Below are 15,859 nucleotides of genomic sequence, written 5' to 3'. Positions count from 1 at the left end.
GCTCCTGTCTCGTACGGGTTGTGGGCTTGCGCTGGTGGGAGCCGCAACTGCTGTCCCATCCAACCCGCTTGGCACGCCTGCGGGAACCCCGCGATCTCCTCACGGCAACGGAATGTGCCGAGTTGAGACCTACGGCCGGCCTCGCTTTCCGGCTGACCGCTCCGAGTACGGCCGGGCCGAGGCTCCCGGAAGGACGGCCTCGGCTCCTGGGGAGACCAGCCACCCCGGGAGGACCGGGTCAGTCGAACCACCTGTCCCGCGCCAGCTCCCCCGTCCGCGACGGGTCCTCCAGCAGCGCCGCGGCCTCGAAGCGGCGTGACCAGTGGCCCGCCGCCCAGGCGAGGCCGGCGGCGACGCCTTCCAGGGTGGTGGCGTGGAGGACGCCGTCGGGGGTGAGGCGCCAGTCCAGTTCGACGCCGGCGACGGTGAGGCGGTCGTGCTCGACGTAGGTGGTGGGGGCGGTCGGGAGGAGGACGCGGACGCCGTCGGGGACGTCGCGGAGGGAGCCGTCGGACGCCTCGACGGGGGCGTCGACGGCCTCGCTCAGGCGGGGGACCTGGAGGAGGTCGGCGAGGTCGGCGGCGCGGGAGAGGCCGAGGCGGCATTGAGCACGGCACTGGCCATTGTCAACGACGCCTCGGAGATCGGCCGCCCCCATGCTTGGGCCGAACTGCACACCGTGGCGGCCCTGTTACTGCGGCGGGGGACTCAGGAGGGACGCACGCTGGTGGACGCTCTGGCGGAGTTGGACTGGGCTTGACGTCTATCCTCGGCGAACTTCATGTTCCTTGATGGTCTCGGTGACGTCATCTCTCGTGAACATCCACGAGCCCGTTGATCGCCAACTGCTGCTGCGCGCTCGCATAGACGGAGGTGGCGGAGAACAGGGTGATAGCGGCGGTGTCGATCCAGGCTCACTTGGGGAGTCGTCAGAAGACCGGCGGCCGTTGTCACGGAGTGACCAGAGAACCATTGAGAGTCACGAGATCACCAAGATATGATCAAGAAGTCAACTCGTCGTACACGAGAGGGCAGTGGTCCATGTCCGGATCGCTGCCCTCTCGTGTGCGTGGAACACCCGCGCCTCAACAGGTTTTGGCGAGCCACGTGAGGACGCGAGTGTCGTATTACGCAAGGGGAGATACTACGTGAACAGCAAGACCCTGCGCATGTCCGCCGCCGCGGCGATGGCCGCAGTCGCATTCGGTGTGGCTGCCCCGGCGGCGCACGCCACGGAAGCACGCGCCGTCACCGCGCAGTCGGCAACGGCCGCACAGCCTGAACTCACCGCCTCCCAGGCGCGCCAGCTGCTGGCGGCACCCGGGTTCTCCGCAGAGCTCGGCCGCGAGGGCCGTGCCGCGATCGAGGCCGTCGCCGAGGGCGAGACCTCGCCCCGCGTGAAGCGCAGCGCGGCCAGCAGCGCCGGGCGGGCCCTGCTCAACGCCATCAAGAAGCAGGGGCCCAAGTTCTACAATGCGGCTGTCAAGGCTGCGAAGGGCGGCACCAAGTCCTTCAACAAGTGGGTTGGCGGCCTGTCCTGGTACCACCCCGTTCGGATCCTCATCAGCGCGAGCGGCGCGGATGTGATCGACTGGGTCATCCGCCAGCTCGCCGGCTGAAGACGCACAACCCATGACGCGTCATGACGGGACGACAGTGCGAGGTCCCAGGGACGTCGAGGCCAACCTGTGGGGCTCGGCCCTGGTGTTCTCCTGCCTGTGCCTGTTGTCACGGGTGGGCCGTACCGCGAAGCTGGTGGACCACATCGATGGCATCACCGTGATTCTCTATGTGCTCGGCTGGGTGGGCCCGGCCCTTGCCCTCGCACTGTGCGCGGCGCGGAAACGCAGACCGTGGAACGGAGCGGTCGTGCCGGTGACCGTGCATGCGGCCTCCGGCCTGCTGTACGGAGCGGGCATCGGGTGGGAGTGAGTTCGCCCCGTCCGTTACATGTCATGGACGTCGGCCGGTCCCGTCGGGGACCGGCCGGCCCTGTCGCATCGAGAACTGTGAAGGGCGGCCTGTCGTGCCGAAGCCGGCTTCCGCGGCTCCTTTGCTCTCGGCCTCCGGGCTGGCCAAGTCTTACCGGGGGAAGAGAGTCGTCGACGGAGTGTCTCTGGCCGTGCCCGCAGGTTCGGTGACCGGCCTGTTGGGAGCCAACGGGGCGGGCAAGACCACCACACTCCGGCTGATGCTGGGGCTGGCGCACGGTGAGGGGGAAACTGCCGTCCTCGGACGCCCTCTGAGGGAATGGCATTCCCCGGGCCGGGTCGTCGGGGCAGTCCTCGGCGGCGTCGGAGGCCATCCGAGGCACCGTGTCCGTGATCACCTCGCCATGGTGGCGCATGGTCTCGGGGTTCCTGTGGGCGATGTCGGTCCGGCACTGGCCGCTATCGGGCTCGAACAGGCCACCGGGCTCCGCCTCGGCCAGCTGTCCCTGGGAATGGCCCAGCGCGTCGGCCTGGCGCAGGCGCTTCTGGGCTCGCCCCGGGTGCTGATCCTGGACGAGCCGTTCAACGGCCTGGACCCACACTCCATCGCGTGGCTGCGGGGGACGCTGCGCCGTATCGCCGATGAGGGCGGTGCGGTGTTGCTCTCCAGTCATCTACTGGCGGAAATCGACCAACTCGCCGACCACGTCGTGGTGATGGCGCGTGGACGCGTGACCGCGCAGTCGTCGGTGGACCAGATCACGGAGCGGGCCGGACTCCATGTCGTCGTGGAGAGTCCCGAGCCGGAGCGGCTGGCAGCTGCCATTGCCGAGAACGGCGGGTGTCTTGAACCGCTGGATGGAGTACGGGCACGGGTCACCGGCCTCGACCGGCATCAGGTCGGCCACCTGGCGGCGGAGCGCGGCATCCCTCTGTACTGGCTAGAAGAGAAGACCCCGTCCGTCGAGGAGTTCTACCTGTCCGTCGCGGAAGAGGAGTTCAGCACCTCATGACACCTGTGGTCACCACTACGACCGGGGCGGGCGGGAAAACGGCCGAGCACGACCGGCCCGGCATGCACCTTTCATGCGCGCGGCGGGCGCTGCGGTACGAGGGGAAGCGGCTGTCGTCGCTGCGTTCGCCGTGGATCCTCGCAGGTATCGTGGTCCTGATCGGCATCGGGAACGGGATCGACATCGGTCTGCACGACTACTCTCCCGCCGCCACCGCGGATGTTCTCCAATTCGCACCCCTCGCGTCCCAGGCCCCCATGTCGGCGTTCCTGCTCTTCGCTTTCGGGGCGACGGCGATTTCCGCGGAGTACGCCCACCAGGCCGCGAGGTCGACGTTCCTCACCCTCTCGTCGCGGCGCACAGCCTATGCGGCTAAGGTCGCGGTCACGTCGGTAACTGCGGCGGCCGTGGCGCTCGGCTCGTCGCTGCTCGGCGCTCTGATCGCAAGCGGAATGCGTGCAGTACGCGGTGAACCTTCGCTCGGCTGGTTGGGGCTGCCGGCTCCGATGGCGTCCTTCACGGTGGTGATGCTCTGCTGGCCCGCGCTCGCGGCAGGACTCACCGCACTCGTCCGGAACCGCCTTCCCGTCATCATGTTCTTGCTGCTGTGGCCATTGGTCCTGGAAAGACTCGTGGGGCTGCTGCTCGGCCGAATTCCCGGGTTCTCGGCCGTCCCGGGCCACTTGCCCTTCGCAGCCTCGCGCGCCGCGTTGTACTGCCTGCGAGGCGACGACGACTTCGAGGACGCGGGGTTCACCAGAGCGTTGCTCGGCAGTGATGTCCACCCTGCCCTGGGGCTCTTGATCTTCTGTGCGTTCACGGTGGGCGTGGTGGTAGCAGGAGGAGCCGCGTACACGCGTCGGGACGTCTGAGCTTGGCATTTATTGAGCCGAAACTGGTGGGTTCCTGCTCGTTGGTGGGAGGTGACGCAGAGGATTTCAGTGTGTCCGAGCGGTCGGCAGGCAGCTGGTGGCGGGACCGAACATCATGTCGGAGCGCGCTCGGGAGGAATGAAAGTTGTCAGCGAGAGCGACAGCCAAGGCATCGCTCCCGTCATGTGCGGGTGCAAAACAAGTCGCGAGAAACATTGAGAAACACCCGCACTTGTCACAGCGGCGAATCTGTACGGTGTCGCGAGCGTCCGGCGATCAGCGGGGCGCCCCTGTCGAGCGGAAGGACCGCGACCATGGCTCGAAGGCTCAGGATGCTCGGTACGACCTCCAAGGACGGCAAATGCCCGAGCCTCTACGAGGACTTGGACACGGGCGAAGTCCTCGTACAAGGAAAGAAGGTCACAGAACCCGAGGACATCGCCCAGCTCAAGGACGTCGCCCCGCACGAGACCTTCGTCATCGTCCCACGTGAGCTGCTGACGCGGTTCGCTCCCAAGGAGTGAGAGGAGCGAGTAGTGACGTCCTTCATCCGTGACGAGGACTTCGATCACTACTTCGATCAGGGGTTCCGGCACTCCGCGTGGCGGTTCGAGACGCGGCGGGGCTATGCCTCGGACGCCGAGGGGGAGGAGTTCCGACGCTTCCTGCGCGGGGAGGATCCTGCGGAGGACCCGCACCGGCCGTGGTGTCGCGCGGTGCGCGAACTGACCGGGCAGGGCAAGCGCATCAGGCGCGTACGGCTCTTCGACGAGCCGCCCACCGTGGGGCAGCGCTATCTGCTCGCCATCGCCTGGACCAACGTCGAGGCCGGTGAGGACATCCGGGGCCTGCCCCGGCACCGGGCCGAGGAGCTCGGGCTCCCCATGGTGGACTTCTGGCTGTTCGACTCCCGTTTCGCACTCAGGCTCCACTTCGACGCGCAGGATCAGTATCTAGGCGCCGAACTGGTCGAGGATGAGGCGACGATCCTGACGTACTGCCGTGTGCACGACACCGCATGGCAGAACGCCCTGGAATACAAGGAGTTCAAGGCCCGGGTACCGTCCACCGTGTGACGACGGACTTCCAGCAGGGCCGGGCGGTCCTCGGTGCGCGGCTCCGCGAGCTGCGCACCGAGGCCGGCCTCACCGGCCGGGCGCTGGCCCACGCCTGTGGATGGCCGCACTCGAAGGTCTCCAAACTGGAGAACGGACGGCAGACCGCGACCGGCGCGGATCTCAGGGCATGGGCAACGGCCGTCGGCCGCGAGAGCGTCACCGAGGAACTCCTCGGCCGTCTGCGGGGGCTTGAAACCCAGTACCGCTCGTGGCGGCGGCAGCTCGCCGGCGGGCACAGACCGGTCCAGGAGGGCGCCGCCCTGGAGGAGCGGCGCACGCGCAGCATTCGCGGCTTCGAAGCCGGCATCATCCCCGGGCTCTTCCAGACTCCGGAGTACGCACGATCCGTCCTGAGCCGGTACGCCGAACTGCGCGGCGTCGCGGAGGACGTCGAGGAGGGTGTCCGGGCGCGCCTGGCCCGTCAGGACGTCCTCAACGACCGTGGACGCTCTTTCCGTTTCGTCGTATGGGAGGGGGCGCTGCGCGCCCGCCTCTGTTCCCCGGAACAGATGCGGGACCAACTCTGTTACCTGACGCGCTTCCTGCGCAGCGAGACCGTCTCGCTCGGGATCATCCCGTTCGAAGCCGACGTTCGGCTGGCTCCCGATGTGGGTTTCTGGATTCACGACGAACGGCTCGTGGTGACCGAGACGTGGAACGCCGAGATCTGGCTGGACAGTGCGGACGACATCGCGTTGTACGCCAAAGTGTGGGAGACGCTCGCCGCAGCTGCCGTTTACGGAGCCGAAGCGCACCGCGTCATCGCGAGAGCCCAATATGCGTTCGGCCCGCCGCAGCACGAGAAACATCGGGAAACGCGGCCCATCCGGTGAACTCACCTTGCCTACCGTGCTGGTCATGTCAGCCGCCAAGGAGGCACCTTGATGCACATCGATCCCCTGATGACCGGGGACACCCTCCCGCTGGATCTCGTGACGATCCGGGCCACGGTACGCCGAGCGCTTCATGAGCGGCCTTCGCTCCCTCCGGCCCAGGAAGTGCGGGAGATCACCGACGCATTGCGGGGCCACCTCGAATTGATGCGACAGGAAGGGACGACCCGGCGCGATCTGCTCGGGCGCCGTACCGAGGCGTGGCACCGGTGGAACTGCGTGCTCGATCGAGCACGTACAGAGCTGGAAGGGGACCCGGGTTCCGGGCTGTGCTCAGCCGTTGCCTATATGCAGGGGCTCGGACGCACATGTCGCTACCTTGCCGACTGTCTGGACGAGTGGTAGCTCGGCCGAGCCGCCCCCCTTGCGCCGGAGTTCGAGCACCTCGTTGGGATGGCCGCCGCCGAGACAACCGACGACGTCCACCTCGCCCCACGCGTGAAGAAGACCGATCACTTCGGCGCGGCGGCGGCGCGTCCCGTCCGGGCGGAAGAGCCAGTCGAGGCGCGGTTCCACGAGCGGCCTCATGACGCTCCGGACGGGGCGGGTCAGGACCGGGGTCTCACCTACGAGATCGTGAACTGAGGAGATCGATCCCGATGGCTGACGCCTACCCTAGCGCCCCCACGCCCCTCATGGCCCGCTCCGGCTTCGGCAAGCGCTCCGCACCCGCCCAAGAGCGGCGCCGCAAGGACGGCTTCACCCATCTCCCGCCCCGCGAGGCGTCGGTCGCAGCCTTCATCGACCGGCTGCCGGAAGGCGCGGCGATCGACGGCAAGTCTCTGCCGGCGCAGTTGCCCGCGTACGGGCAGGCCGCCTGCCTGACCGCGCTGCGGCGGCTGTCGGAAGCCGGTCACCTGCGGCGGTTCACCGAGCACCTGAAGAGTGAAGAGGGAAGCCCGCGTTGGGTGACGGACGTTCTTCTCGCGGACGCCGCGCGACGACGCCTGGTGGGAGGCCGTACGAACCGTCGACGTCCCGCAGGAAGCCCCTCCGGCCCCGGCGCCGGAAGCGCCGCAGCCGTCGTGCCCCCGCGCGTACCGCCTCCTCGCCTCCCTCGGCCGTACCGATCCCCGGATGACGCTGTCGGCCGCCGACTGCGCGGCCCTCGCGCCGCTGGCCGAGCCGTGGTTCGAGCGTGGCGTCACGGACGACGAATTCGTCCGGGCCATGACGGGCCAGCTGCCGCCGGAGGTGCTGCACGCCGCCGGGTTCGCCCGCCGCCGCCTCCGCGACAAGCTGCCGCCGGAGGTGGAGGCAGCCGCCCCCGAGCGGCGGCCGCACATGCTCCTCGAATGCGTCGTCTGCCGCACCCCCGGCCCCTCCGAAGCCCTCCCCGGCGGCATCTGCCGCACCTGCCGCGGCGAAACCCCGCCCCGCCCCGACCCCTGCCGCGCCATCCCCGACGGCATCCTCGCGCCCGTCGATCACTTCGCCGACGAGTGGGGGGAACGGGGTGCACCGGAAGGGGTCCTGATGGTGGTCGAGGTCACCTCGCACGACGCCGGCACCGACCGCCGCGACCGGGTGGAGAAGCCCGCCGGTTACGCGGCCGCCGGCATCCCCGTCCACCTGCTCGTCGATCGTGACGACGAGTCGGTCACCGTCCACTACGAACCGGAGGACGGCCGGTACCAGCACCTCGTCACCAAGCCCTACGGCACGACGGTCGAGCTCCCGGAACCGGTCGGCATCACCCTGGACACGGAGCAGTTGAAGAAGTACGCGGGCTAGGCCCGTCCGCTAGTCGAACCACCTGTCCCGCGCCAGCTCCCCCGTCCGCGACGGGTCCTCCAGCAGCGCCGCGGCCTCGAAGCGGCGTGACCAGTGGCCCGCCGCCCAGGCGAGGCCGGCGGCGACGCCTTCCAGGGTGGTGGCGTGGAGGACGCCGTCGGGGGTGAGGCGCCAGTCCAGTTCGACGCCGGCGACGGTGAGGCGGTCGTGCTCGACGTAGGTGGTGGGGGCGGTCGGGAGGAGGACGCGGACGCCGTCGGGGACGTCGCGGAGGGAGCCGTCGGACGCCTCGACGGGGGCGTCGACGGCCTCGCTCAGGCGGGGGACCTGGAGGAGGTCGGCGAGGGCGGCGGCGCGGGAGGGGCGGACGGGGAGGAGGGGGCGGCCGGTGGCCAGGGGGAGGAGGTCGGGGGCGTCGGCCACGAGGGCGTCCGCGGCGTCGACGACCCGTACCGAGCCGTCGACGACCGCGCGCAGGTCGTCGGGGAGGGTGACCTCGTCGGGGTCGAGCTCGGCCAAGGCACTGTAGAGGGCGTGGAGTTGGGCCGGGCGGACCGGGCGGGAGGGGTCGGCGAGGCGGGCGAGGAGTTCGGCGGCACCGCCCGGTTCGGAGAGGAGGGCGGCGACGGACGTGCGGACGCCCAGGGCCCGCAGGACCTGTTCGTCGGCGAAGCCCGTCGCGTCGGCGGACTCGTAGAGGCCCTCCAGGAGCGGATCCCCGCCGGCCGCGCGCAGGCCCGCCGGGCGGCGGCCGTCCAGGACGGGGTGGCCGCGCAGCCACCAGGCGGTGTACGGGCGGACGGACTCCGTCGTCCCGTCCGGCAGGAGGACACGGACGGGCGTGGTCAGGGCGTCGCGCAGCGGCGGTTCGGCGAGGAGGGCGAGGGCCTGCGGCCAGGCGTCGTCGTCGACGAGGTCGAGGTCGCGGACGGCGACGATCTCCGTCGCGACGGGCGGCACGACCGTGTCGGGCAGGCGGTCGAGGACGTCCTCGCACCAGACGTCGACGGCGTCGAGCAGCCCGGCGTCGTCCGGCTCGGGGAAGTCGCCCTCGCGCGGCTCCAGTTCGTCGGGGTCGAGGACGACGTCGGTGGCGCGGACGAGGGCGAAGGTGGCGAGGACGCCGACGGCGGTCAGCGGCTGCTCGCCCCAGCGGGCGGCCAGGCCCGCGTCGACGGCGGCGAGTTCGCCGGGGCGGATCACGCTCTCGAACGGGCTGCCCGGGTAGACGAGTTCACCGGCGGGGGCGAGTTCGCCGTCCTCGTCGGGGAGGGCGAGGGCGGCGAGCCAGGGCTCGTCGCCGGGGGCGAGGTCGGCGTCGCGGACGAGGCCGAGGACGGTGTCCATCAGCTCGTCGTGGTCGAGGGCGCCGCCGTCCTCGTCCCACGCCTCGTCCAGGTCGAGGGAGTCGGCCACCGCTGCGCGGATCTGAGGCGTCGTCAGGATCGCGCGGGGGGACGACGGCGTGGCGCCCAGCTTTTCGAGGAGCGGGTGCGCGGCCTCCGGGTGGACGACCTTCAGGCCGAGGCGGGACAGCCGCTCGGCGCCGTCCCGGGGCGGCAGCAGGACCTGGCGGGGGCCGACGGCCGTGCGGCGGCCGTCGGCGAGCGGGACGGGCAGGCCCGTCAGCCGGTCCGGGTCCACGCCCGCGAGGCTGTCGTAGAGCCGCCGCCACCACTCGGCGGGGCGCTCGACGCCCGCGAGGCGGTCGACGGCCTCGCCCAGCGGGACGCGGGCCACGCCCAACGCGCGCAGTTCCGGGCGGCGTTCGAGCCCGGCGGGGACGAGGCCGCGGAACAGCTCGCCGAGGACGGCGACGGTCTCCGCGCCCGCGCCCTCCACGATCTCCGCCTCGGCGGGCCGCAGGGCGTACGCCTCCTCGCCCTCCGGGGCGGGTGCGGCGGCCGGCAGGAACGCGACGCGCGGCAGCCGCTCCAGCACGAGGCTGCGCAGCTCCGCGTCGAGGGGGCTGGTGGCCAGCGGGGACGGGACGAGGTCGAGCGTCCCGGCCGAGACCGGGCGCCAGTCGCGCACCAGCGCGGCGTACGCCTCGGCGGCGCGGCCGGTGAGGAAGTCGGTCAGCGGGCCGGGCGCGGTGTGGCGGCGGGTCGGCTCCAGGGGGAACGTGGCGATCAACAGGGCGGGCAGGCCGAGGGGTTCGTCGGTGGGGGTGGGGGCGTGCAGGACGGGCGCGGTGCGGGGGCGGGCCGGGGTGCCGTCCGGGGCGACCGGGACGGCCCAGGTCACGGACCAGGCGGGGCGCAGGCGTTCCTCGACCGGCCGGTCGGCGAGGAGGGCGGCGTCGAGACGGCCGGAGGCGCGGGCGACGCGGTAGCGGACGGGGGTGCCGGGGCGGGTGCTGTCGTCCACGACGACGTGCTCCTCGTCCTCCTGACGGCTCGTCAGGACGCGGGGCTCCGTGCTGTCCGGGGTCTCGACAACGATCTCGCGGAGGCCGGGCAGGGCCAGCAGCAGCGCGTCGTCGATCCCGGCGAGCAGCCGCTCGGCGAGGTCCTGCGCCGCGCCGTCGCGCAGGGGCAGGACGACGACGGTGTCGTAGCCGTCGGGGGCGGTGCCCTCGGCGGGGAACGGGAGGCGGAGGAGGGGGACGTGGCCGTCGCGGCGGCGGATCTCCGCCGCCAGGGTCTCGTCCTGGCCGGCGGCCTCCTCCGCCAGGGCGCGGGCCTCGCGGAGCGACCAGCGGACACCGCCGTGGCGGCTGAGGACGGCGGGCTCGTCGGTGACGGCCAGGACGGCGGCGAAGCCGACGCCGAAGCGGCCGGCGGCGTCCTCGTGGCCGCGCTTCGCCGACGCGCGCAGCGTCGCGAGCGACTCGGCGCCGGCGGCGTCGAGCGGGGCGCCGGTGTTGGCGGCGGCGAGGACGGCCGGGTCGCCGGGTGCCTCCGGGGCGTGCAGGGTGAGCCGGAGGCGGCCGGGGACGCCGGCGCGGGCCGCCGCGTCCGCGGCGTTCTGGGCGAGTTCGACGACGAGGCGGTCGCGGTAGCCGCCGAGGGCCAGGTCCTCCTCGGCGTTGGCGTCCTCGCGGAAGCGGGCCGGGGAGGCGGTCCAGGCGGTGAGGACGCCGCGGCGGAGGCGGGCGGTGTTGAAGGGGTCGGTGGTGGGGGTGGCGTTGCCGCTACCGCTGCCGCTTCCGCTGCCTGTCATGCCGCTGCCGGTCACGTCGGGTTCGTCTCCCTCTGGTTGTGGTCCAGGGGTGAACGTACCGTGCGGGTGGGTGGGGGGTGGGTGAGGGTGCCCCGGCCCCTCCCCCAGAGGGGGTGCCCCCGTTCACCGTCCCTCCGGGGCTCCGCCCCGGACCCCGGAACCGCGCTCCGCGCGGTGTCCTCAAGCGCCGGACGGGCTGTCAGGCGTGCCCCAGGTCTTCCTCCTCGGTGGCGGCCGGGCCGGTCAGGGGGAGGACGTCGACGACGGTCTCGTCGATGACCGGCGGGGCCGGGCGGGGCGGCTTCGGCATGACGGCCGCCTCGGAGTGGCCGCCGCAGCCGTACGCGAGCGAGACGACGTGCCCGTCCGCCGGGCCGAACTCGTTGCCGCAGATGCCGAACGCCTGGCCCAGCGAGCCGCCGATGGGGATGAGGAAGCCGCAGCTGACGCAGGAGGCGGGGGCCGCCTGGGCCATGGGGGTCTTGGCGCCGTGCGACTCGTCCCAGCGGTCGGCCGCGGTGTGCAGGCCGTAGCGGGAGAGGACCCGGGCCCGGCGCATGCCGAGCTCCTCGGCCACGGAGGCGATGGAGCCGCGCTCGGCCGCCGTCGGCTGGGCGGACGGCGGTCCGGCGGAGACGTCCGCGTCCTCCGCGTCGGCGAGCTCGGTCATCTCCTCGGAGAGGACGGAGTTGGGCGGCGGCACGTCCTCGCCGGACCAGCCCGGCTCCAGCCGCAGGTCGTCCGCCTCGGTGGGCAGCAGGTCGCCGGGGCCCATGTCGCCGGGGCGCAGCCGCTCGCTCCAGGGCACCCACTCGGGGGCGAGGAGCGCGTCCGGGCCGGGCAGCAGGACCGTCTCGTCGAGCGTGACGATCTTGGCGCGGGAGGCGCGGGCGACGGTGACGGCCCAGCGCCAGCCGCGATAGCCGGGATCGAGGCAGGTGAAGTAGTGCGTGACGACGCGGTCCCCGTCGGCGACGACCTCGACGTGGTCACCCACCTGCCCGGGGCTCGCGGCCTCCTCGGCCGCCGTACGGGCGAGTTCGACCGCCTCGGCGCACAGGCGGTCCGGGGTACGGCTTCGCATCGCAGCACTCACAAGAATCGATTCTCTCTTCCACGCCGTCTCACGAGTGCGCCGGCCGACGGCCGGTTCGGCGGCGGACGGAGCGGACCGTGGGGCCGCGTCGACGTCCGCCCGTTCGGCCGCGGGCGCACCTGGTCATGTCCATTCTGCGGGATCGAGACGCGGCGCGCGGCCAAGAACGACCGCTGGTGGCGCATTGTGCACGCTACCCCGGAGTCAGGTCCGGGGGATACCCGGGTTTCGGCGAGCTCCCCGGGGCACTCCGGTACGCCCCCGCGGCGCCGCCGCGCCGCCGCCGCGGGGGCGGCGCGGGCAGGGCCGCTCGGCGGGCCCGGGGGGGGCGGGCCGGCGCGGCCGGAGACCGGGCCGCCGCCGGGGCCGCCCGGCGAGGCGGCCCATGCACCCCGCCGCACACCGGCGAGGAGCACCCCGCACCCGCCCGGCAGGCCCCCGCCCCGGCGCCGAGGGGCCGTCCGCCCGGAGACAAGCGGGCCGTCCGCCGGGAGACATCCGCCCGGAGACGACGGGCCGTCCGCCCGGAGATCTGGGAGATGATGGCGGGGTGGGAGCCATCCGGTCTGCAAAGGGCGGTCCGCTTCGCCGGGGCGGCCAGGGGGTCGTGCGGGCGGTGCGGGCGCCCGTGTCGTTCGCGGCGCGGGGCGTGCGGAGGGCGACGAATGCCCACGGGGCGGGCGAGTCGGGGCTGGCCAAGCTGATCGAGCTGCACGCGGTGAACTCGGCGGGCGACATGATGGTGACGGTCGCGCTCGCGTCCACCATCTTCTTCTCCGTCCCGACGGAGGCCGCGCGCGGCCGCGTCGCGCTGTACCTGGCCGTCACGATGGCGCCGTTCACCCTCCTCGCGCCGGTCATCGGGCCGCTGCTGGACCGGCTGCCGCACGGCCGCCGGGCGGCGATGGCGGGCGCGATGCTGACGCGCGCGGTGCTGGCCGTGACGATGTCGGGGGCGGTGGCGACCGGCGGCCTGGAGCTGTATCCGGCGGCGCTCGGCGTGCTGGTCGCGTCGAAGGCGTACGGGGTGGTGCGGTCGGCGGTCGTGCCCCGGCTGCTGCCGCCGAAGATCTCCCTCGTGAAGGCGAACTCCCGGGTGACGCTGGGCGGCCTGCTCGCGACGGGACTGGCGGCCCCGCTCGGCGCGGGGCTGCACCAGCTCGGCCCGCAGTGGCCGCTCTACGGAGCGTGCGCGATCTTCACCCTCGGCACCTTCTGGTCGCTGGCGCTGCCGCACAAGGTCGACTCGGCCAAGGGCGAGGCACGGGCCCGGCTGGTCGCGCCGGACCACCGTCCGCATCTGCACGGCAGGGCCCGGGCGGCCGCCAAGCGGCAGAAGCCGGGGCTGCGCACGGTGGGCCGTTCCGTGCTGCACGGCCTCCAGGCCAACAGCGCGCTGCGGATGCTGTCGGGCTTCCTCACCTTCTTCCTGGCGTTCCTGCTGAGGGTGCATCCGCTGGCCGGGCTGGGCCCGGCGTTCTCGCTGGGCATGGTCGCGGTCGCGGCGGGCGCGGGGAACGCGCTGGGCACGGCCATGGGCGCGCTGCTGCGCTCGCGCGGCCCGGAGAAGACCATCGCGGCGGTGCTGTCGGCGACGCTGGCCACGGCGGTGCTGACGGCGGTGTTCTTCGGCGCCTTCTTCGTGGTCGTCATCGCGGCCGTCGCGGGGATCGCGCAGGCGCTGGGCAAGCAGTCGCTGGACTCCCTCATCCAGCGCGACGTCCCGGAGGAGGTGCGGACGTCGGCGTTCGCCCGTTCCGAGACGCTGCTCCAGATGTGCTGGGTGGCCGGCGGGGCGATCGGGATCGTGCTGCCGCTCAACGGCGTGCTGGGCATGTCCGTGGCCGCCGCGTTCCTCGCGCTGGGGGTGGTCACTGCCGTCCGGGGGCTGCTGGCCGCGGCCAGGCGCGGCTCACCGCACCCGCGCGTGGCGTGACGGAAACGGCCGGGTAGCCTGCCCGCATGACCGCTGCGTTTTTCCGGGACAGACGCCGCCGCGCCGCTGCCGCCGCCGGTGCCGTGACCTTTGGGCTCGTCGCCCTCTCCGCCTGCGACAAGCCGACCCCGATGGCGACGGTGACCGTCGGTTCGTCGACGGTCCAGTCGGAGGCCACCTGCTACAACGGCGGCGACGGCATCGACCAGAAGGACCTGGGCGACTGTCTCCAGAAGAGCGGCAAGACCATCAAGGCGACCGTCGACGACAAGCTGCACATCGGCGTCGACCCGAAGATCGCCGACAACGGCTGGACGATGTTCGTCAACGGCCGGGCGATGGGCAAGAACACGAAGACGTACCGGACCGTCCAGGCCGGTTACTTCTTCGAGCTGGCCAAGTCCGACGAGGTCAAGGTCAGCATCGTGGAGCTGGGCGACCGGGAGGCGCTGGGCGTCTGGAACTACACGCTGAAGGCCGAATCCTGACGATGCGGGTCCTCGTCGTCACCGCCGTCGCCGCCGAGCGGGACGCGGTGACGGCCGCGTTCCCCGGCGTCCCGGAAGAGGTCGCGCTGCCGGGCGGCGCGGTGCTGCACCGCACGGGCGGGTACGACGTGCTGGCCGCCGGCGTCGGCCCGGCGGCGGCCGCGGCCGGCACGGCGACGGCCCTGACGGCGGCCGCGCTCGCGGGCGGGCCGTACGCCCTGGCCGTCTCGGCGGGCATCGGCGGGGGCGTCGCCCCCGGGGCACCGCTGGGCGCCCTGGTGGTCGCCGAGCGGATCGTCGCCGCCGACCTGGGCGCCGAGGCGCCCGGCGGCTTCCTGACCGTCACCGAGCTGGGCTTCGGCCGCGACGCGCACCGGCCCGACCCCGGCCTCGTCCGGGCCGTCGCCGCGGCGACCGGCGCGCTGCCCGGGGAGGTGCTGACCGTCTCCACGGTGACCGGCTCCGCCGGGCGCGCCGCGGAGCTGACGCGCCGCCACCCCCGCGCGCTCGCCGAGGCGATGGAGGGCTTCGGCGTGGCCGAGGCCGCCGCCGCGCACGGCACGCCGGTGCTGGAGCTGCGCGCCGTCTCGAACGCCGTGGGGCCGCGCGACCGGGCCGCCTGGCGCATCGGGGACGCGCTGGCCGCGCTCACCGGCGCCTTCCGCGCGCTGCCCGCGGCCGTCGTCCCCGCCGCCTCGGCCGGCTCGGCCGCCGCCTCCGCAGGACGTCCCGAAGGAGCACCGTGAACGACACCGTCCGCATCGCCTACTCGCCCTGCCCCAACGACACCTTCGTCTTCGACGCCTGGGCCCACGGCCGCGTCCCCGGCGCCCCGGCCCTGGACGTGACCTTCGCGGACATCGACCGCACCAACGGCATGGCCGAGCGCGGCGAGTTCGACGTGCTGAAGGTGTCGTACGCGGTGCTGCCCTGGGTGCTGGACGAGTACGCGCTGCTGCCCTGCGGCGGCGCGGTGGGCCGCGGCTGCGGGCCCCTGGTGCTCACGCGGGACGCGCTCGGCGGCCCCGAGGCGCTGTCGGGGAGGACGGTCGCGGTGCCCAGCGAGCGCTCGACCGCCTATCTGCTGTTCCGGCTGTGGGCCGCGGCGGAGGTGCCGGGCGGCGTCGGCGAGGTCGTCGTCCTGCCGTTCCACGAGATCATGCCGGCCGTGCGGGACGGCAAGGTGGACGCCGGCCTGGTCATCCACGAGGCCCGCTTCACGTACCAGGAGTACGGGCTGACCTGCCTCGCCGACATGGGCGACCACTGGGAGGGCACCACCGGCCTGCCGATACCGCTGGGCGCGATCATCGCCAAGCGGTCCCTGGGCGCGGACACGCTGCGCCGGCTCGCGGACGCGGCCCGCGCCTCGGTGCGCATGGCGTGGGACGATCCGGAGGCGTCGCGTCCGTATGTCCTGGAGCACGCGCAGGAGATGGACCCGGCGGTCACCGACCAGCACATCGGGCTCTATGTGAACGAGTTCACGGCCGACCTCGGCGAGGACGGCTACGCGGCGGTGCGGGGGCTGCTGACCCGGGCCGCGGCCGAGGGGCTCGTACCGCCCCTCGGCCCGGACGCGCTCAGCTTTCCCTGAGAGCGCCCGGCGAGAG

16 protein-coding genes and 1 pseudogene are annotated in these 15,859 nt (G+C 72.8%); 14 read left to right on the top strand and 3 right to left on the bottom strand.

Features of this window, described 5'->3' with window-relative positions; all coding sequences use genetic code 11:
* Positions 1-238: 238 nt before the first annotated feature.
* Positions 239-589: pseudogene (locus AC230_RS14060) on the bottom strand (sacsin N-terminal ATP-binding-like domain-containing protein); the annotation flags it as partial.
* Between the two features lie 559 nt (positions 590-1,148).
* On the opposite strand from AC230_RS14060, the gene AC230_RS14055 reads away from it, so the two are divergent.
* From AC230_RS14055 to AC230_RS30325, 10 genes are all read left to right on the top strand, one after another.
* Positions 1,149-1,619, top strand: a complete 471-nt coding sequence (locus AC230_RS14055) for a hypothetical protein (protein ID WP_049716521.1) — start codon at positions 1,149-1,151, stop codon at positions 1,617-1,619.
* Positions 1,620-1,632: 13 nt separating this feature from the next.
* A complete protein-coding gene (locus AC230_RS14050; RefSeq protein ID WP_157868574.1) occupies positions 1,633-1,932 on the top strand; it encodes a hypothetical protein in 300 nt (99 codons plus the stop codon).
* Between the two features lie 178 nt (positions 1,933-2,110).
* Positions 2,111-2,944, top strand: a complete 834-nt coding sequence (locus AC230_RS14045; RefSeq protein WP_157868573.1) for an ABC transporter ATP-binding protein — start codon at positions 2,111-2,113, stop codon at positions 2,942-2,944.
* Positions 2,941-3,816, top strand: coding sequence for a hypothetical protein (locus AC230_RS14040; RefSeq protein WP_157868572.1), 876 nt, complete (start codon positions 2,941-2,943; stop codon positions 3,814-3,816). The genes AC230_RS14045 and AC230_RS14040 overlap by 4 nt, the downstream gene beginning before the upstream one ends.
* Positions 3,817-4,130: 314 nt before the next feature.
* Positions 4,131-4,340 (top strand): hypothetical protein, encoded by a 210-nt coding sequence (locus AC230_RS14035; RefSeq protein ID WP_049716517.1) that lies wholly within the window; start codon positions 4,131-4,133, stop codon positions 4,338-4,340.
* Between the two features lie 12 nt (positions 4,341-4,352).
* A complete protein-coding gene (locus AC230_RS14030) occupies positions 4,353-4,892 on the top strand; it encodes a DUF6879 family protein (RefSeq protein ID WP_049716516.1) in 540 nt (179 codons plus the stop codon).
* The gene (locus AC230_RS14025; RefSeq protein ID WP_049716515.1) at positions 4,889-5,767 is read left to right on the top strand and encodes a helix-turn-helix domain-containing protein; all 879 of its coding nucleotides are present in this window, start codon (positions 4,889-4,891) and stop codon (positions 5,765-5,767) included. Before AC230_RS14030 ends, AC230_RS14025 begins: the two co-directional genes overlap by 4 nt.
* Positions 5,768-5,818: 51 nt before the next feature.
* Entirely contained in the window at positions 5,819-6,172 is a 354-nt protein-coding gene (locus tag AC230_RS14020) for a DUF6415 family natural product biosynthesis protein (protein WP_049716514.1), read from the top strand.
* A 48-nt stretch (positions 6,173-6,220) separates the two neighbouring features.
* Positions 6,221-6,412: a hypothetical protein gene (locus tag AC230_RS14015; protein ID WP_049716513.1), complete on the top strand. Its 192-nt coding sequence runs from the start codon at positions 6,221-6,223 to the stop codon at positions 6,410-6,412.
* A 492-nt stretch (positions 6,413-6,904) separates the two neighbouring features.
* Positions 6,905-7,561, top strand: a complete 657-nt coding sequence (locus AC230_RS30325) for a Uma2 family endonuclease (RefSeq protein ID WP_053161162.1) — start codon at positions 6,905-6,907, stop codon at positions 7,559-7,561.
* A gap of 9 nt (positions 7,562-7,570) precedes the next feature.
* Here AC230_RS30325 and AC230_RS14005 read toward each other — a convergent pair whose 3' ends face one another.
* Positions 7,571-10,726, bottom strand: coding sequence for a sacsin N-terminal ATP-binding-like domain-containing protein (locus AC230_RS14005; protein ID WP_049716986.1), 3,156 nt, complete (start codon positions 10,724-10,726; stop codon positions 7,571-7,573).
* 199 nt (positions 10,727-10,925) lie between these two features.
* Positions 10,926-11,810: a DUF3027 domain-containing protein gene (locus tag AC230_RS14000; RefSeq protein WP_049716512.1), complete on the bottom strand. Its 885-nt coding sequence runs from the start codon at positions 11,808-11,810 to the stop codon at positions 10,926-10,928.
* 562 nt (positions 11,811-12,372) lie between these two features.
* On the opposite strand from AC230_RS14000, the gene AC230_RS13995 reads away from it, so the two are divergent.
* The 4 genes from AC230_RS13995 to AC230_RS13980 are packed head-to-tail and all read left to right on the top strand — an operon-like array spanning position 12,373 to position 15,843.
* Positions 12,373-13,758: an MFS transporter gene (locus AC230_RS13995; protein ID WP_049716511.1), complete on the top strand. Its 1,386-nt coding sequence runs from the start codon at positions 12,373-12,375 to the stop codon at positions 13,756-13,758.
* 26 nt (positions 13,759-13,784) lie between these two features.
* The gene (locus AC230_RS13990; RefSeq protein WP_049716510.1) at positions 13,785-14,246 is read left to right on the top strand and encodes a hypothetical protein; all 462 of its coding nucleotides are present in this window, start codon (positions 13,785-13,787) and stop codon (positions 14,244-14,246) included.
* 2 nt (positions 14,247-14,248) lie between these two features.
* Complete coding sequence (locus tag AC230_RS13985; protein ID WP_049716509.1) at positions 14,249-14,992, top strand: futalosine hydrolase; 744 nt, start codon at positions 14,249-14,251, stop codon at positions 14,990-14,992.
* Entirely contained in the window at positions 14,989-15,843 is an 855-nt protein-coding gene (locus tag AC230_RS13980; protein ID WP_049716508.1) for a 1,4-dihydroxy-6-naphtoate synthase, read from the top strand. The genes AC230_RS13985 and AC230_RS13980 overlap by 4 nt, the downstream gene beginning before the upstream one ends.
* The last annotated feature ends 16 nt before the right edge of the window (positions 15,844-15,859 follow it).

It is taken from the genome of Streptomyces caatingaensis, assembly GCF_001187435.1.
GTDB lineage: Bacteria > Actinomycetota > Actinomycetes > Streptomycetales > Streptomycetaceae > Streptomyces > Streptomyces caatingaensis.
This window is presented reverse-complemented; position numbering and strand designations above follow the sequence as displayed.